The organism is Niveibacterium microcysteis (assembly GCF_017161445.1).
GTDB lineage: Bacteria > Pseudomonadota > Gammaproteobacteria > Burkholderiales > Rhodocyclaceae > Niveibacterium > Niveibacterium microcysteis.
The window spans coordinates 4,170,489-4,194,170 of the sequence record NZ_CP071060.1 but is presented as its reverse complement, the minus strand read 5'-3'; the positions used below and the strand labels follow the sequence as shown (position 1 = coordinate 4,194,170).

Here is a 23,682-nt window from a genome sequence, read left to right as displayed (position 1 = left end):
CTCCCGTGCAGCAAAGAAAAACGGCCGGTTCAACCGGCCGTTTTCGTTTCTGCGGGCGCTGCCTCAGGGGCGGCCACCGGTGCGGGTTTGCAACTGCCGGTGCCAATGTTCTCGCTGCGGTTGATCTCGCCAATCAGCTGCGGCGCCAGCACTTTCAGGAGCTGCGCCGGCAGCGAGCTGGTAAAGCTGTAGTTCGCTGCTTCCGGCCCCTTGACGTAGGCGGTGACGGTGCCGAAGTGCCGCTCACCGATATAGAACACCAACGTGCCCGAGCGGCTCACGACGCGTTCCGAAATCAGCACGCCGCCTTTGCCGTACACCTCGAAACGATGGTCGCCGGTGCCGGTTTTGCCACCCACGGTGATCGGCGAGCCGTCCGGGCGTTTGAACACGCCGCTGAGGCGCTTCGCCGTGCCGTTCTCGACGACCAGCGCCATCGTCTCGCGCGCGATGCGAGCGACTTCACTCGGCAGCACCCTTTCGCCCTTCGGCGGCACGTAGGCCAAGCGAGTCTCGTAAGGGGTGCCTTTGGCGAACTGCATCTGGTCGAGCCGCACGGTGGGCAGCCGGACGCCATCGTTGAGCAGCACGCCGACGAGTTCGGCCAGCGCTGCGGGGCGGTCTGCCGAGCTTCCGAGCGCCGTCGCGTATGACGGCACCAGGGTGTCGAAGGGGTAGCCCAGGCGCTTCCACATCTTGTGGATCTCGAGGAAGGCCTCGACCTCCACGAGTTGCTTGATGCGCACGTCCTGGGCGCTCTTGAAACGCGTCTTGAACAGCCAGCGATAGACGTTCTGGCGTTCGTCGGCGCTGTCGGCAATCACCTGCGACAGCGTCGCCTTCGGGTGCGTACGCAGGTGGCCGACCAGCCACAGTTCGAGCGGGTGCACTCCGGCGAGGTAGCCGCGGTCAGCGAGGTCGTAGCGATCGGGCGAGTAGGCCTCGTAGAGCCGTTCGATGCTGGACGATTCAACCGACGCGTTGGGCAGGTTCTGTTCGAGGAAAGCGCCCAGCTGTGCGGCATCGGCGCCGGGATCGAGCGACCGGAATATTGTCGTCAGCCGCTTGGGCGTCGGATGGATGCCCTGCAGCAGGCTTTCGAGCGCTTCGCTGCTGCTCTTGCCCTGGTACTTCTTGTAGAAGCGCAGGATGAATTCCTTGCCTTCGCGGTCGGCGAAGCGGGCGAGGTATTCCTGGCGCTTAGGATCCTTGTGATCGTCGAGCAGCGTTGCGCTGGAACTGGGCATGTTGAACATCGTGTGTCGCACGATGTCGCGCATGATCCGGATGAACGCGAGGTTGATCGAGCGCTGCAGCGATTCGCGCACCGTCACGATGCGGTCGTTATCGCGCTTGTCGAAGTTCTCGAAGGTCAGCAGGCCGCCGCCGGTGAAGAAGCTCTCCGCAGGGCTGGCTGAGTACTTGCGATCCATCGCGGCCTGCAGCATGGCTTCAAGGCTGCGATCCTTGGCGTCGGCGAGGTAGGTAACCGCCCATTGCGTCAGATGATCCTGCTGCGCGACCGGCATCTTCAGCAGGGCTTCGCGCTCCAGCGGCTCAAGCTTGTCGTGCAGGCGGGCGATGATCTCGAGGTAGGAGACCAGCGTGCGCAGCTTGGCGGTCGAGCCGAGGTCAAGCTTTGTCCCCTCGTTGATATCGAAAGGCTGATCGAAGTTGTCGGTTTGTACCCGGACGAGGTTGGCGCCGTTGGCCCGCTCGAACAGCGTGAAGCTGTAGATCACCTTCGACGGATCGCCGCCGCCGAGCATGCGCTCGCCAACCAGCCCGGCTTCCTTGGCGGCCTCGGGGTTCGAGATCGCGCGCAGGGTTTCCGTCACCTTGCGCTGTAATGCGGTGTCGAGCGAGCTGGTTGCGCTCATGTCCATGCGGTCGAGGTCATAGAGCCGCGGCACACCAAGCAGGCTGGAAAGCTGCGTGCGTGTCACCACCGCGGCCTTGCGCCCGCCCAAGGAATGCGTTGCCACGCTTTGCGCGCTGCGCTGCAGGCGCAAGGGCTGCGAGAGCGCTGCGTCGCGCAACGCGGCCGGGATGATGCCTTCGCTCGTGAGCAGCCGCAGGTGCGCGTTGGTAAGCGATTCGAGCGCCTTCTGGTCGGCCAGGAAGCCGCTTGGGCGGCGCTGCGAAATCATCAGCGACAAGGCTTGTTTGTAGGCCAGCCCACGCTGCGCGGGATTCGCGTTCGGGTTACGCAGCAGCGCATTGACCTCGCCGAAGTCGCGCCCGTACCACGCCGCCATGCCGTCGCCAATGCCGATCACCTCACCGTAGCCCGGCTTCGCGGCGAGCGGTACGGTGTTGAGGTAGTCAAGTGCGAGCTGGCGCCGTACAGCCGTTGTGTCCTCGCCCTGCAGGTAGGCCCGCAGCGAGGCCGAGGCCATCTGCTGCAGCTTTTCGCGCGGCGAACTGGTGCGGCCCTCGGGTGAATGACGGTATTTCTCGATCTGCGTTGCCAGCGTGCTGCCACCGTGCGCATCGTGGTCCGCGTCGATCTTGCGGATCAGCTGATCCGCGGCGGCCTTCAGGAAGCGGTCCCACTCGATTGCGGGGTTCTTCGTGGCGTGCTCGGGGCTCAGCAGCTCGCGGTTTTCGATGTACAGCAGGCTGCGCACGAGCAGGTCCGGCACTGACTCGAAACGGTCGTACACGCGTTCCGGGAAGCGCGAGGTGAATAGCGCCTGGTTGTTGCAATCGGTGATCGTCAGGCCGCCTTGCGTCTTTTCGCGATACGGCGCAAACAGCCCGGCGTCGACCGCGCGTGCCATGTCGGCGGAGATCCGCGCTTGTTCCGTCACCACATAGCCACGCGCAGCAAGGCGTGGCATCAACTGCGGGAGCGCGCTGTACCCGAGGCGCTGATCAAAGGGGCCGTTAGCCGGAAAGCGGATCGCGTCGCTCTTGCCCGGTGCCACCTTGAACGACATGCGCTGACCCCACTTGGTGAGGTAGCGAGACTGAAAGTACGAGGTACTCGCCTCGTACCAGGCAAGGCCGCCGACTGCGGCGCCGCCCAAAACTACTACGCCTGCGATCCCCTTCAGGATGCGGCTCCGGCGTTTGCGCCGGGGCGAACCTGGGCCTTGCGCCGCGTTCGTCATACTGTTCCAACCGTGTTTCAGGGTTCAATGCAATCCGGATGTTTCCAGCATTATCGCGAAACCGCCCGCATCGCGTACGCGACGTGGCGAACACGCGACGCCGGCGCAAATATGTCGCAGCCTGCGTGGACCTGGGCCCTGATTCATGGCATGGCGGCGCTCGCTTCGCGCCTCGCGCGGCGGCACAATGTGCGCTTCCCCCTGTTGACGGCAGCTGCGATGTTCCTCTCCGATCTCTCATCCTGGCGCAAGCGCGCCGCCGTGCTACCTGCAGCGATTGTGCGTGCGCTTGAGGCCCTGGAGAGGCGGGATCTCGACGCGCTGGAGCCTGGCCGCTATCCGCTCGACGAGGAGGGGATGTTCCTGCTGATCCAGCAGGTCACCACGCAAGCTGAAGCCGCCACCCGGCCCGAGGCCCACCGGGATCACACGGATATTCAGCTGGTATTGAGCGGCCTGGAGCGCTTTGGCATCGCGCCGCCCGATCCGGCGCTGCAGCCAGTGCAGGAGATGTTCGAGGTGCGCGACATCGCGTTCTACCCGACGCCGCGCCATGAGTGGTTTGTCGACCTCGCGCCCGGACAGTTCGCGATCTTCTACCCCGGCGACCTGCACCGCCCCTGCGTCGCTGCAGGTGAGGCGGCGCCAGTGCGCAAGGCTGTCGTCAAGCTACACCGGCGCTTGTTGGGGCTTTAATCCGGCGTCTGAAAAAGAAAACGGCGGGATTGCTCCCGCCGTTTTGATACTCGTGGCTACCGTTCAGGCGCGGCGGCGCTTTGCTGCACCGATTGCTGCGAGGCCGAGACCAACGAGTGCCAGCGAAGCCGGCTCCGGCACGTCATGCGGATCGACCGGACGCAGCAGCGGGTCGAACCAGATATGGTGGTTCTGAACAACTGACTTCAGGCCGGCTTCCGTCGAACCCTGAAGCACGACAGCGTTACCAAGGCCATCGCCGAAACCGATTGCCGCAACCGTGCTGGTGTCGGTGCGTTCCCAGCCCATGCCCTTGTAGAAGAAGCCAATCGTGCCTTCGCCGACCGGCAGATCATAGTCGCTGCCGCGCAGCACGAGCTGGAAGCTGTTCAGCTGATCGGTGTGCGACGAGTAGTAGCCGACGTTATCCCAGGTGACGATGAACTCGTTAGCGATGTCCTGGCGATAGTGCACGACGCCGCTGGCAGCGCCACGCGTGTCGACGTCGCCGAAGAACGGCGAAATGACAGGTGCGTTTGCACCGGTCGGGCCGGTTGGCACATAGGCCGAAATGCCGTTGCCGAAGCTTACGTTGCCGTTGTTGTTGATATACAGCGAGTTGTAGGTTTGCCCGAAGAAGGTGATCGAGAAACCGAGGCTGATCGGGCCGCGGAAGCCATCGTCATTGCGGCCGGTGGCATTACCGACGTTGGCGGCGTTTCCGCCGCCGGTTGTCACAGAAATGTTGCCGATTCCGCCGCCGATGGTGTCGGTGTAGTAGGTCGTCGACGCAATCAACGAGGTCTGCGGAACGGTGATGATGGCGGCCGAAGCCGCTTGGCCAAAGCCGAGCAGGCACGCGCCCGCGGCTACGAGTACGGATAGGGATCGAATAGTCATGGCGAATAAATGCTACGTGGGTGAAGTTGGTGCTATGTTGCACTTTGTCTCCCTAGCAAAACCTGGGCCACCTAAAAATGACGTATGCAAATCAATATCTTGGCTGCATGCGGCTTAAAGTGGCTGCCCCGCCTGTAAGCGGTGCCGACAAGGTGAATGCAGCTCAGCACATATGCTGAACTGTGTGGCCACCTCTCGGTCAGTCGGGATCATGCGGACAGGTATCTACAGCCGATTGAGCCCCATCGGCTCGGTAAAACGGGGGGCCTATGGCTGGCCGCCTTGCTGCTTCTTCATCGCTTCCATCATTTGCTTCATCTGTTCGGGCGTCATTTTCCCGCCTGGTGGCATGCCGGCCTGCATCTTCTGCATTTCGAGGGTGTTGAAGCGACGTCCGCCTACTTCGATGTCACCGCCCTTCCAGCTGGCTGGGCAGGCGCCTAGCCAGCGGACGCTGACCTTGTGGCGCGCGTCGGCCGTGCCATTCATCGGCGGATCGAAGTGGGTCTGCGAGTCGATCGTGTAGGCATTGCTGAAATCGCCGCTCATCACGGCGTGGGTGCTTGCCGTGGTGTTGCCGTGCTTGCACACGGAATCGGCCTCCCAGCCGGTGGCGGTTTTCTTGAATGACTGTTTCGCGCATTCCTGGCGACCCGGGCCGCCTTCGCCGCGCATCGCGTGCTTCTGCAGTTCGGCGTCCGTCTTGGCGTCGATGCACTGCTTCATCGGTGGCATTTCGCGGTTGCGGGCGTCACTTTCGGCCTTGATTTCCCAGAGCCCTTCCTTGCGTTGCGGCATGTCGGCGGCCACGGCGGCGCCCGCTGAGGCGGCGAGGAGGGTGAGCAGGCAGATCGAGCGGGTATGCATGATGGCTCCCGTTGGTGATTGGCTGCTCTCAGCATAGACCGGCGCGACCGGCCAGGCTGGCGCGATTCGCGGGGTTCAATTCTGCGAGTCGGCCTTGGGGCGGAGCAAGCCACGCTCGCGCTCGCGTTGGCGCAGCACGTCGATCATCACGTTGAACGTGCGGCCCAGCGACCCGATCTCGTCACCTGAGGTGACGCGCACATGGGCGGCGTCGTAGTCACCCCGTTTGAGGGCGTGCGTTGCGTCGATCAGCCGGTGCAGCGGTCGCACGATGCTGCGTGCGAAGACCAGCGCGAGCAGCACGAAAACCACGCCGACGAGCGCGAGGCTGTAGAGCACTTGCCTGAACATGCGGCGAAGCGGGGCCTCGAAGCTGTCGTGCGTCTCGCTGACACCGACAACCCAGTTGTGGCCCGCCACCGGCGCAAAACCGGCCACCTCGGCCGTTTTCGAGATGCTGGAGGCGTAGTCGATGTTGCCTTCACGCTGCGCGCCGACCATGGCGCGGGCGAGTGCAGGCATGCCGAGGCTATCGATGTGGCGGCGCCGAAAGCGCTGATCGGAAGCGATGGTGGCCTGCGTCGCGGGCGAGAGCGTGTCGAGACTGTGGAAGATCAGGCCAGGATCGCGGTGATGGATCAGCACGCCGTCGCCGTCGATCAGGAAGGCGTTGCGGCTCGCGTTGTGCGCGCTGTCCACGATCGCGCCGATCGTCTCTGCCCGGATACGCAGAACGATGACGCCGATAACTCGCCCGCCCGGATCGCGCACCGGGTGCGCCAGGTAGGCGCCCGAGCGCCCGGCGACGGCGCCGACGATCAGGCTCGTTACGTTGGGGCGGCCCGACATTGCCGTCTTGAAATACTCGCGAAAGGCATAGTTGCCACCGACCACTTCCGGCGCGGTGGAAATCAAGGCGGTTCCGGCACCGTCCATCAGCGTCAGCAGGTGTACATCAGGGTTTGTGGCGACCAGCGCGGCGAGCCGGGTGCGGATACGCTCCAAAGCCGCGGCGTTGGGGTTCTCCAGGGTTGCGACGACGTCCTGGTCGTTCGCCACGAAGGCCGTCACGCGGCGGCTATCCTCGATTAACTGAGACAAGCGGCCCGCGGTGCTCAGTGCGAGATGTTCGAGGCTGCGGCGTTCGGCTTGCGCGAGCGCCTCCATGCTGCCCGTGTAGTTGTGGTAGCCGGTAATGCTCATCGGCACCAGTGCAGCGAACACCAGAGCGAGGCTCATCTTGACCGCCAGCGGCCAGGCGCCAGGGTGCCAGATCCAGCGATCGATGCGCAGGCGCTTGCGCTCCTCAGGCCGCGTCGCATCGCCGCCGGCCGCGAGCGCTTCCTGCAGGCCGAGGCTCGACGCATGTGCGGCGAATAGCGCACGGCGGAACACCTCGACGTTTTGCGGGCGGTCCTCCGGGCGAACTTGCAGCGCCCAGTCGATGGCGCGCAGGAAGGCCGGGCTGAAGCGGCCTGCGCCGGCCGTTTCGGCGCTCAGGTCGGCCTGCGGGGCAGCCTGGCGATCCGGCGCCTCGCGCGGGCGCTGGCCGCTCACCATCCAGTAAAGGGTTGCGGCAAAGGCGTAAAGATCGGTCCACGGGCCCTGGTGATCGCCGAGGTACTGCTCGATCGGCGCATAACCGGGGGTCAGGATTGCGGGCGCGTCCACCGCGCTGCCGCTTGCGGGCCGCGCGGCGCCAAAATCGAGCAGCACCAGGCTGCCGTCCTCGTCGCGCACGCTGATGTTGTCCGGCTTGATGTCACGGTGCAGCACGCCGCTTCGGTGGACCAGCGCGAGACCGTCGAGCAGCGGCGCGAGTAACAGCAGCAGATCGGGTTCCGAGATCGTCGGTGCGCCGGCCTCCGCCCCTTGGCCCGCCTTGCGCGCGCCGAGCAGGCGGCTGAGCGCCGGCGTGGCGCGGCCACGCCCCTGCCACCAGTCGGTGAGCGATTTGCCCCGCTCGTAGTCGAGCACCATGTAGGCGGTGCGGTTGGCTTCGAAGAAGCGCGCCACCCGTACGATGTTCGGATGGCGAAAGGTAGCCAGCGTGCGCGCTTCGACGAGGAACTGGTCAAGCCCGTCGAGCAGCGTGCGCACGTTGTCGATACGGCGCGGGCGCACCGTACTGTCGCGTGCGCGATGGGCGAACTGCGCCGGCAGGTATTCCTTGATTGCAACCGATGCATGCAGGTTCACGTCGGTTGCGAGGTAGGTGATGCCGAAGCCACCCTGGCCCAGCACCGCGTCAATCCGGTACTCATGCAAGCGGTAGCCGGCCGGCAGCGCGATCGGTACCGACCCGCCCGCGGCATGGAGCGCGTCGGCGGCTGCACCGGCGGGTAGCAGGACCGTCGAGTCGTCGGCTACGGTGGCGGATGAAGCGATCGCACGCTGCCGTTCGGCAGCAAGCGCTTCGGGCGTGAGCAGTACCGTTTTCTGGTCGTCCATCTCGCGTCGCGGCTTCCGGTGGGTGGCGGCACGGGTGCTACGATAGTTCAAACCTGCACCGGGAGTGCGTTCCATGCGCGCGAAGCGCGAGTCCGCCGAAATCGCCGAGCCCGCCACCGCACCGCTGCGCCGCCTCTTCGCCGTTGCCATTCTGGTGGCTCTGTTCGGCGTTGGCATGAGCGCATTCCTCAACTACTTCAAGTTCAAATCCGCACTCGAGTCGGCCGCGCGTTCGCGCATGGCGGTGCCTGTGATGGCGGTGCGCGAGGGGGTACAGGCTTCGCTCGCACTCGGTCTGCCGCTGGCGAGCGCGGCCGCGGTTCCGGATCTGCTGGCGCGCGAGCGCCAGGCCGACGGCGCGATCCGCACGATTTCGATCTTCGACACCAGTGGCCGGGTGCGTTTCAGCTCTGATCCGCGTGCCGTCGGCACGGTAGTGCCCGCTGCATGGCAGGCGACGGCCGCCGCCGCTGGCAACGACGCATGGCATCTGACCGCGCCCGATGAGGCAGTACAAGGCCTGGCCCTGCGCAACAGCTTCGACTTGACGCTGGGTCATGTCGCAGTTGGCTACGGGCTCGCCGATCAGCACCTGGCGCTGGTGCGCATGCGCGGCGCGCTGCTGCCGATTGCGATCTGGGGAAGTCTTGGCAGCGCGCTGCTTGCGATGCTGGTGGTCTGGGGCGTCCTGAATACCGGGCGCAAGCCGCCGCATGGCAGTGGACTGGGAGCGCGCACCGCGGGTGCCGTCGCGTCTTCGCAGGGCCGCCTCGTCGCGGCGATGCTGCTGGCGGTGATGCTTGGCCTGGGCTGCGTGTCGTGGGCCACGCAGCACGCCTTCGATCGCAATCTGCAACCTGAACTCGCGCGCAAGGCGGTGGTCGTCGGCGGTTCCGTCAGCGAGTTGCTGGCGCGGGCGATCGGACACGGCATTGCGATGCCCGAACTGGTGGGGGTAGAGGCCTATCTGGCCGAGGTGCGGCGGCAGCATCCGGAACTCGCGCATATCGTGGTTCGCGATACGGGCGGTGTGCCGCGCTTTGCGGTTGGCGAGCGCGCGGCGGCGCCCGGCGTGCAAGTGCCGATCGGTGCCGCGAACCACGCCCTCGGGAGCGTCGAGGTCGGCGTGAGCCAGGCCTACCTGCGCAACATGCTGTTCGAAGTGCTGCTCGATCTGGCGGTGGTGTTCGTTGTCGCGGTCTTCCTTACGCGCGAGCTCTTGCAGTTCATCACTGCGACCGATCCACGCCTCGCCGCCGCGCCAGCCAGCGGCGGCACCCTGCTTGCGCGCATGCGGGTGCCGTTGTTCCTATTCATGCTCGCCGAGGAGCTGACGCGCGCCTTCGTACCCGGCTTTGCGCGGAGATTGCTCGGTGCGCATGCCACGGTGTCGGCTGACGTGGCGGTCGGCTTGCCGATCACGGTCTTCATGCTCGTCGTAGCGCTTGGTCAGGCACCGCTGGCGAGCTGGAGCGAGCGCATCGGTTTGCGCCGTGCGATGCAGTGGGGCGCGCTGATCGGCTTTGTCGGCCTCGTGGGGGCGGCGCTGGCGAGCAACCTCTACGTCTTCATGGGTTGGCGGGCGCTGTGCGGTTTGGGCTACGCCACGGTCTTCGTTGCCGCGCAGGGTTTCGTGATCGCGCACACCTCGCAGGCTGAGCGCGCCCGCGGCTTTGCCTTGTTTGTGGGAGCCATCATGGTGGCCGCGGTGTGCGGGCCGCCGCTGGGTGGCATCCTCGCCGACCATGTCGGTGCTCGGGTCGGATTTGGGGTCGCTGCAGCGATTGCGCTCGCCGCATGGGGGGCGGTGCGTTTGCTTCCGCAGGCTGCGACTGCGGCGAGCACAACGCCCGCACTGACCTGGCGAGATCTCAGGCGGGTGCTGAGCGAACGGCCCTTCCTGCTGATCACGCTGCTCGCTGCCGTGCCGGCAAAGCTGATCCTCGCAAGCTTCTGTTTCTATCTGGTGCCGATTTACGTGGTGTCGCTTGGCGCGCCGACAGCCGCCGCCGGGCGCGCCCTGATGGTTTACGCGGTCCTGCTGGTGGTGGTGCTTCCCTTGGCGGCGCGCTTGGCGGAGCGCGGCGTATCGCAGGTGCATCTGATCGGCGGCGGGCTGTGTGTTTCGGCGCTGGGCGGGCTGGGCTTGCTGCTGTGGGATGGTGTGGGCCCAGTGTTCGTTGCAATGGCGCTGCTCGGGCTGGGTCAGGGCTTGTCGATTGCGGCGCAAAGCAGCCTGCTCTCGCTCGCCTGCGCCGACGAGATTCGCCAGTACGGCAGCGGTGCGCTGTTTGGTGCTTACCGCCTGATTGAAAGACTCGGCAACGCCAGCGGCCCGCTGCTTGCCGGCGCGCTGGTGATGGGGCTTGGCTACGCGGGCGCGTTCGCCGCGATCGCTGCGGTGGTGCTCGTGTGTGGCCTGCTGTTCCTGGGCCTCTCCGGTGCCATGCGGGCCGTGCAAGCCGCCGAGGTGCGTGCATGAAGGCGCGATGGCTGGTCGTGCTGATGCTGCTGGCGATGTGCTTGCAGCCGGTTCAGGCGGCACGGCCGTTCCGTATCTATGCGGTGACCTACCGGGGGGTGACCGAGGTGGAGCGCGGCTTTGCCGACTACTTCGCCGCGCGCGGCATCCCGGTCGAGATCACCTACCGCGACATCGCGCTCGACACCGGCCGCCTGCCCGCGCTGGTGGAAGAAATCCGCCGCACGCGGCCGGACCTGGTTTACACCTGGGGCTCGGGCGTCACGCTGGGGATCGCCGGGCCGTGGGATCACGCCGATCCGGCGCGTTACATCACCGACATTCCTCTGGTGTTCAGTCTCGTCGCGGCGCCGGTCAGCGCGCGCATCGTACCGAGCATGCAGTCTTCGCGGCGCAACGTCACCGGCGTCAGCCATGTCGCGAGTGTTGCGGCACAGATGCAGGTGATGGCGGCCTACCGGGCGTTCCGCAGCGTCGGCGTGCTCTATTCGCCGAACGAGCCGAATGCGCTGGCGGTGCTCGACGAACTGCGCGCCGAAGGGCGCAAGCGCGGTTTCGCGGTACAGGCGCGCGCCTTCCGTACCGACGCGGCCGGCAAGCCGACATCCGAGGGTGTGGCTGCGCTGATCGGCGAACTCCGGCAAGCGGGGGCGGAGTGGTTGTATCTGCCGCCGGATTCCTTCCTCAGCACGCAGGCGAAGACAGTGGTGGTGCCGGCGGCCCTGCAGGCCGGGCTGCCGGCGTTTGCATCCACCGAGCCGCTGATGGCGGCCGGTGCGCTGGCCGGCCTGGTGAGCCGCTATTACAACGTCGGCCAGTTTGCGGCCTACAAGGCCGAGCAGATCCTGGTGACCAAGCTGCCGCCAAGCCGCATCCCAGTCGAGACGCTGACGCGGTTCTCCTTGCAGATCCGTTTGCCGGTCGCGCGTCGGCTTGGCCTGCTGCCGCCCCTAGCGATGTTCAATTACGCCGAAATGATCGACGCCGATTTCGCCGCGCTGGGTAAGCCGGCGCTGGAGCCGCAACGATGACTGACCCTTTGCTGCCCGCGGGCTGCAGCCTGCGCAGCCTGGATGAGACCGATCTGCCTTCGCTGCTGCAGCTTTACGCGGCCGTGATGGCTGCGCTGCCCGATGCGTCGATGTTCCGCCTGGCCGGTGGCCCCGAGGCCTTCTTCCGCGGCCACTTCGGCGAGCGGGGTGAGAGCTTGGGCGTGTTGCTGGACGGTGAGCTGGTGGCCTATGGTGCGTTGACGCTGCCCCGTGCGGGCGACCGCGACAACTACGCCAACGACGTTGGCTGGCCCGCTGCGCGCGCCGCGACGGTGGCCTTGTTGTCCGCGGCAATGGTGGCGCCCGAGCACCGGCGCCTTGGGTTGCATGGCGTCTTGATCGATGCGCGCATTGCGCGCGCGCATGCGCTGGGCAAGCCAGATCTGCTGGTCCGGGCTGCGCCGGCCAACGCCGCGTCGCGCCAGGCCGTGATTGAACGCGGATTCGTCCTGGTGTGGCTGGGCGTGCAGGCGGAAGGCTCGCTGCGCCATGTCTTCTGGCGGCCGGCCGATCGGCCGGCGACAGCACCCGCAGCCGGCGAGGCCGTCTGGTTGGACGCAGAGGACCTGGCTGCACAACAGCAGCTGCTGGCGACCGGCTGGATCGGGGCGCGCGTGCGGCCAGGTGACACGGCAATCGGCTTCGTTCAGGCGGGTCCGTAGCGGCGGGCGGCTGAATCGGCAGCCTGGCCGCGCGTATTTGTTACCATCCAACGCAGTTTCCGCATCAGGCCGTTCCCGCATGACCTACAACGAATCCTCCTTCCGCGTCCTCAAAGGGCTTGAGCCGGTTCGCTCGCGCCCCGGCATGTACACCCGCACCGATTCGCCGGCGCACATCATCCAGGAGGTGATCGACAACGCTGCGGACGAGGCGCTCGCCGGTTTCGCCAAGCGCATCCATGTCGCGATGTTCCGCGACGGCTCGGTGGCCGTGACCGACGACGGGCGCGGCATCCCGGTCGGCCTGCATCCGGTGGAAGGCGTGCCGGTGGTGGTGCTGGCCTACACGGTGCTGCACGCCGGCGGCAAGTTCGACAAGACGTCGGGCGCCTCTGCCTACGCGTTCTCGGGCGGCCTGCACGGTGTCGGCGTGGCGGTGACGACGGCGCTGTCGCTGAAGGTGGCCGTCGATGTGCGTCGCGAGGGCAAGGCCTGGCATGTGGAGTTTGCCGATGGCGGTCGCGCGATCAGCGAACTGGTCGAGGTTGGCCCCTGCGGCAAGCAGACCGGTACCCGCGTGCATGTGTGGCCGGATCCGAAGTATTTCGACGCGCCGCGTGCCTCGCTCGCCGAGATCGAGCGCCTGCTGCGCTCCAAGGCGGTGCTGCTGCCGGGCGTGACAGTGACGCTGGAGGTGGAGCAGGCCGACGGCAGCTTCGTCAAAACCGAATGGCGCTACGCCGACGGCCTGACTGGCTACCTGCGCGAGATGGCAGGCGGTGTCGATCCGCTGGTGCCGGTCTTCGCGCAAGAGAAATACGCCGGGCAGGACGAGGATTTCGCGCCCGGCGAGGGTGCGGCCTGGGCCTTCGCGTGGTTCGACGGCTTCGTCGGCAGTGAAAGTTATGTGAACCTGATCCCCACGGTAAACGGCGGCACGCATGAATCCGGCCTGCGCGGCGGGGTGTTCGAGGCGGTGAAGTCCTTCGTCGAGCACCATGCGCTGTTGCCGCGCGGCGTGAAGCTGCAGCAGGACGATGTGTGCGGCAAGATGAGTTTCCTGCTCTCCGCTCGCCTGCTCGACCCGCAGTTCCAGGGCCAGGTGAAGGAAAAGCTCAACTCGCGCGAGGCGGTGAAGCTCGTGTCCACGATGGTGATGCCGCTGTTCGAAGCCTGGCTGAACCAGAACGTGGAGCAGGGCAAGGCGATCGCGGAGCTGGCGATCAAGCAGGCGCAGAGCCGGCTGAAGGACGCGCAGAAGGTCGAGAAGAAGAAGACCTCGGGCGTTGCGGTGCTGCCCGGCAAGCTCTCCGATTGCGAGAGCGAAGACATCAACGACAACGAGCTCTACCTCGTCGAGGGCGATTCGGCCGGCGGCTCGGCCAAGCTCGCCCGTTCGCGTGAGACGCAGGCGATCCTGCCGCTGCGCGGCAAGGTGCAGAACTCCTGGGAGATCGATCCCAACCGGCTGTTCGCCAACAACGAGATCCACGACATCGCGGTGGCGCTGGGCGTGGACCCGCACACGCCGGAAGCGCCGGATACGGTGCTGACCAACCTGCGCTACGGCAAGGTCATCATCATGGCGGATGCGGACGTCGACGGTTCGCACATCCAGACCCTACTGCTGACCCTCTTCCTGCGGCACTTCCCGCGCCTGGTCGCGCGGGGCCATGTGTGGATCGCGTTGCCGCCGCTCTACCGCGTGGATGTGCCGGCCTCGGGCAAGAAGCGTCCGGCGCGGCGCCTGTATTGCCTTGACGAGCGTGAGCTGGCCGCGGTGCGCGACCGGCTGGTCAAGGAAGGCGTCAAACCGGAGCAACTCGAAATCGGCCGCTTCAAGGGCCTCGGTGAAATGAACCCCGAGCAGCTCAAGGAAACCGCGATGGACCCGGCGACCCGGCGCGTGCTGCCGGTCACCCTCGATGACATCGCGCTGACCGATACCAACGAGCTCTTCGATCTGCTGATGGGCAAGGGCGAGGCCTCCGGCCGCCGCGCCTGGATGGAAGCCAAGGGCAATCTGGTCGAGGCCGATCTGTAAGCGCCCCGCGCCGGGGCCGGCATCGCCCCCCGGGTGCTTGAGCGGGTGCCGGGCGGGCTCAAGTCAGCGGCTGCCGTGCCGTTCTCCCGGGCATGTACGCGCTCGCGCCCGCATCGCTGCCTAGCCTGACACGTCGCCGCCTTGTCTCCGCGGGTCTCGGCGGCCTTGCGCTTGCCGGCTTGGGCAGCGGGTGCCAGCCCGAGGTGTTCTCCGTTCCGACCCGCCCGCTGCGCATCGCGATCGACTTGTGGGCCGGGCACTACCCCTTGCTGCTTGCGCGCGAGCGCGGGTTGCTCAAGGCGCAGGGCGTTGACGTCGAGGTCGTGATTCCCGAGAACACCCGGCAGTTGCTGTCGGACTTCGCGGCGGGTTCCTACGATGGCGTGTGTGTCTCGCTTGGCGACATGATCACGCTCACGCGCGCCGCGCCGGATATCCACATGGTGCTGGCCTCGGGCGAGTCGATCGGGGCCGACCGCATCCTCGGCCGCGAATCGCCCTCGCGCGTGGATGATGTCCGCGGTGCCCGCATCGGAACCTCGCTCGGCGGTTTTGGCGAACTGCTGGTGCTGCGTTTCGCCAAGCGCTACGGCCTGTCGCTCGGCGATATCGAGCTGGTTCACGTTGATGCGTCCGAGGTGCCGGCTCACCTTGCCCGTGGCGTGATCGACTACGGCCACACGTGGGAGCCGTATGTCGCGCAGGCGCGCGAGCAGGGCTTTGTCGAGGTCTTTTCAAGTCGCGACACCCCCGGTCTGGTGGTCAACGGGCTGATCTGTCATGGCTCGGTGTTGCAGCGACGCGGGGCGGAGATCCGGGCGCTGATTTCCGCCTGGTTCGAGGCCGTCGATTGGTGGAACCGCTACGAACTGGATGCCGAGCCGATTCTGCGGCGGGCACTGAGTGGCCGCACGAATGAAGTCGTCAGGGTCGCGATCCGCTTGCTGACGCGCGACGACAACCGCGCGAAGTTTCGCCGCGGGCCGACCGAAGAGTCGCTCTACCGCGTGGCGGAGGTGTACGCCGACCATTTCATCGCGCGAGGCCTGATCGGCCGCCGCCCGGCGCCGACCGAACTGCTCGATTCGGGCTTTCTCGCATGAACATTCGCACCCGCTTGCTGCTGGTGCTGGTGGTGGCGGCGCTGGTGCCGCTCTATCTGGCAGGCTGGTTCGCACTGCGGGCTAATTCGGCGGCACGGGCGGAGCGCGAAGACGCCGCGCTCGCCTCGCGCGCGAACGAAATGGCGGCGGATGTCGAAAGCTTCGTCCGCGGCTCGCTTGAGGCCTTGCGCGCGGATGCCGGGCAGCCGATCTTCGAGCGCTACCTGACCGCCGCACCGGACGCGCGCGCGCCGATGCAGGCCGAGCTGCGCGGCGCGCTGCGCAGCGTCGCAGTGAAAGATCCGATCCATGTGATGTCCGCTGCGCTGCTCGATGCCGCGGGGCAGGTATTGGGCGATACCGCGCTCGCACCCGCCGAACGTGAGCCTGGGCAAAGCAGCCCGTGTGCGCCGCTTGCACTGAGCAGCGGCCTTGGCACGCTGACCGGCCCAAGTGTGGATGGACCGTCGCGCAGACCGTTCATCTATTTTTGCCAGCCGGTACGCAATGCGCGTGGCCACATCATCGGGCTGTTGCGCCTGCGCGTTTCGGCGGCGCGCCTGCAGGCCATCGTGTGGCGCGGCGCGCTGAATGATTTGTCGCTGCGTCGCGTGCTGGTGCTGGGCCGTGAGGGCGTGCTGGTGGCACATAGCTCGCGGCCGGAATGGGTTTTGCGTGCGCGCGTCGGTGGCGATGCAGCATCGGATGCGCGACTGCGGCGCGAGGGGCTGCTGGCGCCCGATGGTGAGATACAGCGCTTGCCCGGCGCTTTACCGCCCGCCAGCCAGACTGCGCAGCTCGCGTGGGTTGATACGGGCGCGGATCAACTGCGTGTGGCGGTCGTCGATGTGCGCGACAGCGCCTGGCGAGTGGTCGTGCTGATACCACGGGCCGTTTGGCTTGCAGGCTCCCAGGCGGAAGGCCGCACGATACTCTGGCTGGGCGGTGCGCTGACGGTGTTGCTGTTGCTCGCCGCCTGGTTCGCTGCCGGGCGGATTGCTGAGCCGATCGTGCGCCTCACCGCGCTCGCGGACCAGGTCGGGCTGGAGGGGCCGACGCCGCGTCTGCCGGTGGAGGCGGGCGGCGAGGTCGGGCGACTCGCACGCGCAATCCAGGCGATGACCGAACGCCTCGAAGAGACGCTCGCGCGGCTCGCGGCTCAGGTCGAGGAGCAGCGCGCCACCGCGTCGCGGCTGCAGATCAGTGAATCGCGGTTTGCCGCGTTGTTCAACCTTTCGCCGCTGCCTTTGCTGTTGTCCGATCGCGGCAGCGGCGAAATTGTCGATCTCAATGCAGCCTTCGTGGCGCAGTTCGGCGAAGACAGCAAAGCCTTGCCCGGTCGAACCTTGCTTAACCTGCGCGACGACCCGCGCTACCCCGATCTCGAGCAACTCGCCTGCCGCTTGGGCGAGGGCGGCGATGTCGATGCGCTTGAGACGCTCGACACCGCGAGCGGAGCGGTCTGGCTGCGGATCTTCGCGCGCGCGTTCGAGGCCGGTGAGCGGTCGCTTGCGATCTGGACCTGCGTCGATGTGAGCGAGGCCGAGCAGACCCGACGCGCGCTGGAAGAACTGAACGCCTCGCTCGAAAGCCGCGTGGAGCGGCGCACCACCGAGTTGCGCGAAACCCTTGCGCGCTTGCAACAGGCGCAGGACGAACTGGTCCGTTCGGAAAAACTGGCGGCGTTGGGCGGGCTGGTGGCCGGCGTAGCGCACGAACTCAACACGCCGATCGGTAACAGCGTGACGGTGGCCAGCACGATCGGTGAAATGACGCAGAAGCTCACCGCCGAGATGCGTGCCGGGCAACTGCGGCGCTCACAGCTGGACGAGTACCTTCAAGCGATGGTCGACGCCACCCGTCTGATCGAACGCAACCTCGCGCGCGCGCGGACCCTCGTCACCAGCTTCAAGCAGGTGTCGGTCGACCGCGTCAGCGAGGCGCGGCGCAAGTTCGACCTTGCGGACGTTGTCGCCGAAGTGGCGGAAACGCTCGCTCCGGGCCTGCGCGGCCAACCCGGCCGGCTTGAACTCGATTTGCGCAATGTCGCGATGGACAGCTATCCCGGCGCCATCGGGCAAATTGTCACCAACCTGGTGAACAACGCGATGCTGCACGCCTTTGAGGGGCGCGACGACGGCCATGTCGTGATCAGTTCGGCGCAGTTGCCCGATGGCTCGGCGGAGTTGTGCTGCCGCGACGACGGTTGCGGCATGGATGCCGAGACGCTGCGCAAGATCTTCGACCCCTTCTTCACCACCAAATTCGGGCGCGGCGGCAGTGGTCTCGGCATGCACATCGTCTATAACCTCGTGACCCGCGTGCTCGGCGGCCGCATCCAGGTCGATAGCCAGCCGGGGCTGGGCGCCAGCTTCCGCATCGTGATGCCGCAGGTCGCGCCCGATGCAGGCGAATGATCCGGCGTTAAAGCAAAGCCCGTCGATGCCGTAGTCCTACAGGTGACAAGGGGAGCCAAGGCCACAGGGATGCCAGCAGGAGAAACCGTTTCGCCGATACGCCGCAGCGCCTTGCGCGCTGCGCTCTGCTATGCGACGGTCGCGCTGGCTGGCTGTGATCGACAGGCGCCGGTGCGCGCAGCGCCACCGCTGCGGATCGCGATCGACCTGTGGGCCGGCTACTACCCGCTGCTGCTCGCACGCGAGCTGGGCTACCTGAAGGCGGCAGGGATCGAGGTTGAGATCTCGCTGCCGGAAAATACCCGCCGGCTCCTGAGTGACTTCTCGGCGGGTAGCTACGACGGCGTGTGCGTATCGCTGGGCGACGTCATCACGCTGACGCGAACATCGCCCGACATCCGCATGGTGCTTGCGTCGGACGAATCGGCCGGTGGTGACGTCCTGCTCGCACGCGAGCCCTTCGCCGATGCTGCGGCACTGCGCGGCAAACGCATCGGCACCTCGCTCGGCGGCTTCGGTGAGCTGCTGGTGTTGCGCTATCTCGCGCGCTTCGGCCTGTCGTTCGATGATGTGAAGCTGGTCAATGCGGATGCGTCGTCGGTGCCCGAGCTACTTAAACGGGGCGAAGTCGACGTCGGTCATAGTTGGGAGCCCTATGTCTCGATGGCGCGGAACAGCGGCTGCAAGGCCGTTTTTTCAAGCGCGGATACACCGGGGCTGATCGTGGACGGGCTGATCTTCCGCCTCGGGGTCATCGAATCAAGGCCGGACGCCGTGCGTGCAGTCGTGGCCGCTTGGTTTCGCGCGCTTGCCTGGTGGGACAGCCATCCGGCCGAGGGTGACCAGCGCCTGCTGGTGCTGCTCAAGGGGCGCACCAACGACGTCAGCCGCGATGGCATCAAGCTGTTGGGGGTGGCGGAGAACCGCGCGAAGTTCCGCCAGGGCGACACCGACAGTTCGATCGTTCATGTGGCCGATCAGTACATCCAGCACTTCATTTCGCGCGGTTACCTGATCCGGAGGCCGGAGCCGGCCTCTTTGATTGATTTGCGCATGCTGCCGTGAAGATCCGCGGCCAGCTTCTCGTCACGCTCGCGTTGGTCGCGCTCGTGCCGCTCTACGTGGCCGGCTGGATCGCGCTGCGCGCCAACGAGTACGCGCGGGCGGAGCAGGAGGACCATGCGCTGCTGGTGCGGGCCGGCGAAGTTGCGGCGGCGGTCGACACCTTTGCTGCGGCCACCCTGGACGGCCTGCGCGCGGACAGCCACCTGCCCGCGCTGCGGCGCTACCTCGCCGCCGACGATGAGCGCCGTGCCTTGTTGATCTCGGAGCTGGTGGAAACGCTGCGCAACACCGTGATCAAGGATCCGATCCATGTCGGTTCCGCCGCGCTGCTCGATCGAGACGGCCGAGTGATGGTCGACACCGAGCTTGGGCGGGTTGGCGCCAGCGAGGCCGACAACCTCTGGTTCCGTCAGACGGTCGATTCCGGCATGCCCAGTCTCGCCGGCCCGTTCTTCGACGCCGACGGTGCGACGCTGTGGGCATCGGTGCCGATTCACGATGGCGGTGGTCGCGTGGTCGGCGTGCTGCGCCAGCGGATCTCGGCGGCACGGCTGCAGGAGTTTGTGCGACGTGACCAGGCGCGCGATGCGGGCGGCGGCTTCAGCGTGTTGTTCGACAGTGCCGGCGTCGCCATCGCCCACGGCGAGGATGGTCGCCTGCAGGGGCGCGTGGTGTATGGGGCCGACCGCGCCAGTGTGGCTCGCCTCAAGGCGGAGCGCAGGGTTGCGAGCGATCTGTCGGTGTTGGCGCGCCAGCCCGCGGCGCTGGTTGATGGGGTGAGCTGGGCCGATATCAACGGCGATGGCGCTGACGAACGCGTCGCCGTGGTGGCGCTGAATACCGCGCCTTGGCGCCTTGCGTTGGCCGAACCGACCTCGGTCTACTTCGCACCCTATGCCCGGGTCACGACGGCCGTGATGGCGCTCGGCCTCATGGTGACCATGCTGATCGTCGGGGCTGCTTGGCTGGTGTCGACCCGCATCGCGAAGCCGATCGTGCAGCTGACCGATGCGGCGGAACGCATCGGCACCGGCGAACAGGCAATTCTGCCAACCGGCGCCAGCGGTGAAATCGGCCAACTCGCGCGCGCCTTTGCGCATGGCGATCTGCGCCTGCGCGAATCGCGTGCCGCGCTGGAATCGCTCAATGCCACGCTCGAAGCGCGTGTGCAGTCGCGCACGGCGGAACTGAGCCAGGCGCTGGAGCGACTGCAGCTTGCGCAGGATGAGCTGATCCGGTCCGAGAAGTTCATTGCGCTGGGTGGTCTTGTGGCGGGCATTGCGCATGAGCTCAACACGCCGATCGGCAACAGCGTGACGGTGGCGAGTACCTTGATGGCGCAGTCGCGCCAGCTGCAACGCGATGTGGCGGAGAACCAGTTACGCCGCTCCTCGCTCGTTGATTACGCCAACAACGTCAGCGATGCGGCGGGTCTGCTGGTGCGCAACCTTGAGCGGGCGCACGAGCTGGTGGCGAGTTTCAAGCAGGTGTCGGTCGATCGCGTAAGTGAGAAACGCCGCGAGTTCGATCTGGCGACCACGGTGCGCGAAGTGGTCGCCACGATGGCGCCGGTGATGCGGCACCAGGGTGTCGAGATCGAACTGATTCTGGAAGATGACGTGGTGCTGGACAGCTACCCGGGTCCGCTCGGCCAGATCATCACCAACTTCATCAACAACGCGCTGATCCATGCGTTCGAAGATCGCGAGCATGGCCATCTGCGGATCACTGCCGCGCGCAGCGGGTCGCGCGACTGCGCGCTGTCGTGCCGCGACGACGGTGTCGGGATTCCGCAAGAGCAACTCAAGCGGATTTTCGACCCCTTCTTCACCACCAAGCTCGGTCGCGGCGGTAGTGGTCTGGGGCTCAGTATCGTCTACAACCTGGTCAGCGGCGTGCTGGGCGGGCGGATCGATGTCGAGAGCACGCCGGGCGAGGGGACCTGCTTCGTCGTGACCATCCCGCTCGTCGCTCCCGACGCGACGCCAAACGCTTAGCGCAAAGCCTGGCGCGGGTTTCGCGAAAGCCGGCGCATGTCGGTCGTATGACGCGTGGCGCCACCACAACAGACTTGCTGCGCCGCACAAGTCAAATTGAATATCCCGTTCGGGTCATAAAAATCTTCTAGTGCGGTTCGCGCGAAAAGCGCAGTTTCCGACAAGGCGCCGGATCGGCCGCCGGCACACTCCTGCCTGCAAGCGACACGTACCCCTGTCGCTCGCAAGCGTCGAAGAACGCTTTCCCCCCAACCAGAATACAGAGGTCATCATGAGGAAACTGTTCATTGCCCTGGCAGGGCTTTTGATCGCCGCGCAGGCTTTCGCGGCAGACGAGATCAAGCTGCTGCGTTCGCAGAGCACGGTCTCGTCCAAGTACGGAATCAGCAGTCAGAGCATCCGGTTTGAAGCGATCCTGAAGAACCTTGCCTACGCCAAGCAGGTGTACGTGCACCTCAAGCGGCCCGACGGCAGCTGGACGGATGTCGCCCTTTCCTACCAGCGTGCCGCCGATGCGGGCCGTGAGGTCTGGGCTGGCAGCTACACCGACCCCAACGACACCAACACCGGCCCGAGCTTCAAGACCTTCGATCTGGAATTTGCGCTGCGCTATGTGGTGAACGGCACCGAGTACTGGGACAACAACGGTGGCCAGAACTACAAGCAGGGCCGCGACACCGGCAGCATGCTGTTTGGCACGAACGTGCTGGCCCGCATCTATGACCTGAACAACCCGGCCTGGATTTATGGTGGCCGCTATTACGGCAGCGCGACCCTGAAGAACCTCTCGCCGAACAAGCAGGTCAAGGTGGTCTATTCGACCGATGGCTGGCAGACCACCAAGACGGCTTGGGCCACGTTCAGCAACACCTTCTGGTTCGGTGGTTACAGCAGCGCGCCCAATCCCAACCAGTACGGCTCGGAAGAATGGAACTACGAGCTGGACGTTGGCACCACCGCGACCAAGGTCGAGTTTGCCGTCGGCTACATCGTCAATGGCACGACCTACTGGGACAACAACTTCGGCCGCAACTACCTGCAGCCGCTCAAGCAGAACTGATCCCGCCTGACCCGCGCGCGACACGGCTTGCCGTGTCGCGCGCGGCCCCGGGTGCATCGCCGATGCACCCGTTTCGATCCGCGTGAAGTCAGCGCCCGCCCGGCGAGGCGCGCTCACGCCCCTGCCAGGAGGCAATCATGAAACGAATTCTCATCGCGCTTGCTGCGCTCATCGCTTGCACAGCGGCCATGGCGGCCGACGAAATCAAGCTGCTGCGCTCCCAGAGCACGGTATCGGCCTACTACCAGGTGGGGCTGCAATCAGTCCGCTTTGAAGTGCTCGTCAAGAACATCGCCTACGCCAAGCAGGTGTACGTGCACTTGAAGAAACCGGACGGCAGCTGGATCGACGTGCCGCTCGCCTACAGCCGCCCGGCCGACAGCGGCCGCGAAGTGTGGGCCGGCAATTTCACGGACAGCAATGACGCCGGCCCGACCTACGCCAGCTGGGATCTGGAATTCGCGCTGCGCTACACGGTGAACGGCGTTGAGTACTGGGACAACAACGGTGGGCAGAACTATCGCCAGGCGAAGGATTCGGGCAGCCTGATCCCGTCGGCGCCGGTGCTGGCGCGCTTTGTCGATACCGGCAACCCGGTTACGGTGTATGGCAACCGCTACTACGGCAGCGTCAGCGTGCGGAACATCGGCGCCAATCGTCAGGTGGAGATCCGCTACACCACCGACGGCTGGCAAACCACCCAGACGGCCTGGGCGGTCTGGAACGGTGACTTCTGGCGTAGTTACTACAGCAGCGCCACGAACCCGAACCAATATGGCGTCGAGGAGTGGGCCTACGGCCTGAGCCTGCCGGCCGGCGCCACGCGCATCGAGTACGCAGTGGGCTACACCGTCAACGGCCAGACCTACTGGGACAACAACTACGGCCGCAACTACGTGTTTCGCGTACAGCAACAGTGATCAAGCGCTTTGGTTCAAACAAAAAAAGCCCCGCCAGTGCGGGGCTTTTTTGTTGCCGAGGCGGCCGGCGCTGTATCAGTCCGGCAGATCCTTGCGCAGATGCACCGGTGCGCTGATCCGCTTGCGCAGGCGGATGTTGATCATCTCGACACACACCGAGAACGCCATCGCGAAATAGATGTAGCCCTTCGGCACATGGGTGCCGAAGCCCTCGGCGATCAGCGTGACGCCCACCAGCACCAGGAATGCGAGCGCGAGCATCTTCACCGTCGGGTGACGGTCGACAAACTCGCCGATCGGTTTCGCGGCAAACATCATCACGCCAACCGATACCACGATCGCGCTGACCATGATCGACAGGTTGCTCACGAGCCCGACCGCAGTGATCACCGAATCGAGCGAGAACACGATGTCGATGATCGCGATCTGGATCAGCACCGATGCGAAGGCCGCACGTGCGGCACCCGCGTGCTGATCCTCTTCTTCACCCTCCAGCGAGTTGTGGATCTCGTGCACGCTCTTCCAGAGCAGGAACAGGCCGCCGCCGATCAGGATCAGGTCGCGCCCCGAGACGCCACGATCAAACCACGGCGCAACAAAGAGCGGGTCCTTCAGCTGCATGATCCAGGCAAGCGAGGCCAGCAGGGCGATTCGCGTGCCCATCGCGAGCAGCAGCCCAAGGCGCCGCGCCACGTTGCGCTGGCTTTCCGGCAGGCGGCCGACGAGAATCGAGATGAAGATGATGTTGTCCACGCCGAGCACGATCTCCAGTGCGGTCAGCGTGGCCAGGGCAACCCAGGCGTTGGGGTCGGTAAGCCATTCCATGGTCGGGTATCTCCGGCAGGCGTCT

General features: G+C 65.9%; 16 protein-coding genes. 11 read left to right on the top strand and 5 right to left on the bottom strand.

The window, feature by feature from the left end; translation table 11 throughout:
• Positions 1-29: 29 nt before the first annotated feature.
• Positions 30-3,032, bottom strand: coding sequence for a transglycosylase domain-containing protein (locus JY500_RS19070; protein ID WP_246479693.1), 3,003 nt, complete (start codon positions 3,030-3,032; stop codon positions 30-32).
• Positions 3,033-3,266: 234 nt separating this feature from the next.
• Here JY500_RS19070 and JY500_RS19065 point away from each other — a divergent pair, with 234 nt between their 5' ends.
• Positions 3,267-3,812: a NanQ anomerase/TabA/YiaL family protein gene (locus JY500_RS19065; protein WP_246479692.1), complete on the top strand. Its 546-nt coding sequence runs from the start codon at positions 3,267-3,269 to the stop codon at positions 3,810-3,812.
• A gap of 63 nt (positions 3,813-3,875) precedes the next feature.
• On the opposite strand, the gene JY500_RS19060 is transcribed toward JY500_RS19065, so the two are convergent.
• The 3 genes from JY500_RS19060 to JY500_RS19050 form a co-directional block, all read right to left on the bottom strand.
• The gene (locus JY500_RS19060; protein ID WP_206254197.1) at positions 3,876-4,712 is read right to left on the bottom strand and encodes a nidogen-like domain-containing protein; all 837 of its coding nucleotides are present in this window, start codon (positions 4,710-4,712) and stop codon (positions 3,876-3,878) included.
• A gap of 267 nt (positions 4,713-4,979) precedes the next feature.
• Positions 4,980-5,579 carry a DUF3617 domain-containing protein gene (locus JY500_RS19055; protein WP_206254196.1) on the bottom strand — a complete coding sequence of 200 codons (600 nt, stop codon included), beginning with the start codon at positions 5,577-5,579 and terminating at the stop codon, positions 4,980-4,982.
• A gap of 75 nt (positions 5,580-5,654) precedes the next feature.
• Positions 5,655-8,081 (bottom strand): protein kinase domain-containing protein, encoded by a 2,427-nt coding sequence (locus JY500_RS19050; RefSeq protein ID WP_206254195.1) that lies wholly within the window; start codon positions 8,079-8,081, stop codon positions 5,655-5,657.
• Positions 8,082-8,103: 22 nt separating this feature from the next.
• Here JY500_RS19050 and JY500_RS19045 point away from each other — a divergent pair, with 22 nt between their 5' ends.
• The 10 genes from JY500_RS19045 (at position 8,104) to JY500_RS19000 (ending at position 22,832) form a co-directional block, all read left to right on the top strand.
• Entirely contained in the window at positions 8,104-10,512 is a 2,409-nt protein-coding gene (locus JY500_RS19045) for an MFS transporter (RefSeq protein ID WP_206254194.1), read from the top strand.
• A complete protein-coding gene (locus JY500_RS19040; protein WP_206254193.1) occupies positions 10,509-11,543 on the top strand; it encodes an ABC transporter substrate-binding protein in 1,035 nt (344 codons plus the stop codon). The genes JY500_RS19045 and JY500_RS19040 overlap by 4 nt, the downstream gene beginning before the upstream one ends.
• Positions 11,540-12,226, top strand: a complete 687-nt coding sequence (locus tag JY500_RS19035) for a GNAT family N-acetyltransferase (protein WP_206254192.1) — start codon at positions 11,540-11,542, stop codon at positions 12,224-12,226. The genes JY500_RS19040 and JY500_RS19035 overlap by 4 nt, the downstream gene beginning before the upstream one ends.
• 79 nt (positions 12,227-12,305) lie before the next feature.
• Entirely contained in the window at positions 12,306-14,270 is a 1,965-nt protein-coding gene (locus tag JY500_RS19030) for a DNA topoisomerase IV subunit B (RefSeq protein ID WP_206254191.1), read from the top strand.
• Positions 14,271-14,362: 92 nt separating this feature from the next.
• Positions 14,363-15,373: an ABC transporter substrate-binding protein gene (locus JY500_RS19025; RefSeq protein WP_206254190.1), complete on the top strand. Its 1,011-nt coding sequence runs from the start codon at positions 14,363-14,365 to the stop codon at positions 15,371-15,373.
• The gene (locus tag JY500_RS19020) at positions 15,370-17,790 is read left to right on the top strand and encodes an ATP-binding protein (RefSeq protein ID WP_206254189.1); all 2,421 of its coding nucleotides are present in this window, start codon (positions 15,370-15,372) and stop codon (positions 17,788-17,790) included. The genes JY500_RS19025 and JY500_RS19020 overlap by 4 nt, the downstream gene beginning before the upstream one ends.
• A 69-nt stretch (positions 17,791-17,859) precedes the next feature.
• Positions 17,860-18,855, top strand: a complete 996-nt coding sequence (locus JY500_RS19015) for an ABC transporter substrate-binding protein (protein WP_206254188.1) — start codon at positions 17,860-17,862, stop codon at positions 18,853-18,855.
• Positions 18,852-20,852, top strand: coding sequence for a sensor histidine kinase (locus tag JY500_RS19010; protein ID WP_172203407.1), 2,001 nt, complete (start codon positions 18,852-18,854; stop codon positions 20,850-20,852). The genes JY500_RS19015 and JY500_RS19010 overlap by 4 nt, the downstream gene beginning before the upstream one ends.
• Before the next feature lie 271 nt (positions 20,853-21,123).
• The gene (locus tag JY500_RS19005; RefSeq protein WP_206254187.1) at positions 21,124-21,912 is read left to right on the top strand and encodes a carbohydrate-binding protein; all 789 of its coding nucleotides are present in this window, start codon (positions 21,124-21,126) and stop codon (positions 21,910-21,912) included.
• A gap of 137 nt (positions 21,913-22,049) precedes the next feature.
• Entirely contained in the window at positions 22,050-22,832 is a 783-nt protein-coding gene (locus tag JY500_RS19000) for a carbohydrate-binding protein (protein ID WP_206254186.1), read from the top strand.
• Positions 22,833-22,907: 75 nt separating this feature from the next.
• On the opposite strand, the gene JY500_RS18995 is transcribed toward JY500_RS19000, so the two are convergent.
• Positions 22,908-23,657 (bottom strand): TerC family protein, encoded by a 750-nt coding sequence (locus JY500_RS18995; protein ID WP_206254185.1) that lies wholly within the window; start codon positions 23,655-23,657, stop codon positions 22,908-22,910.
• Positions 23,658-23,682: the final 25 nt, after the last annotated feature.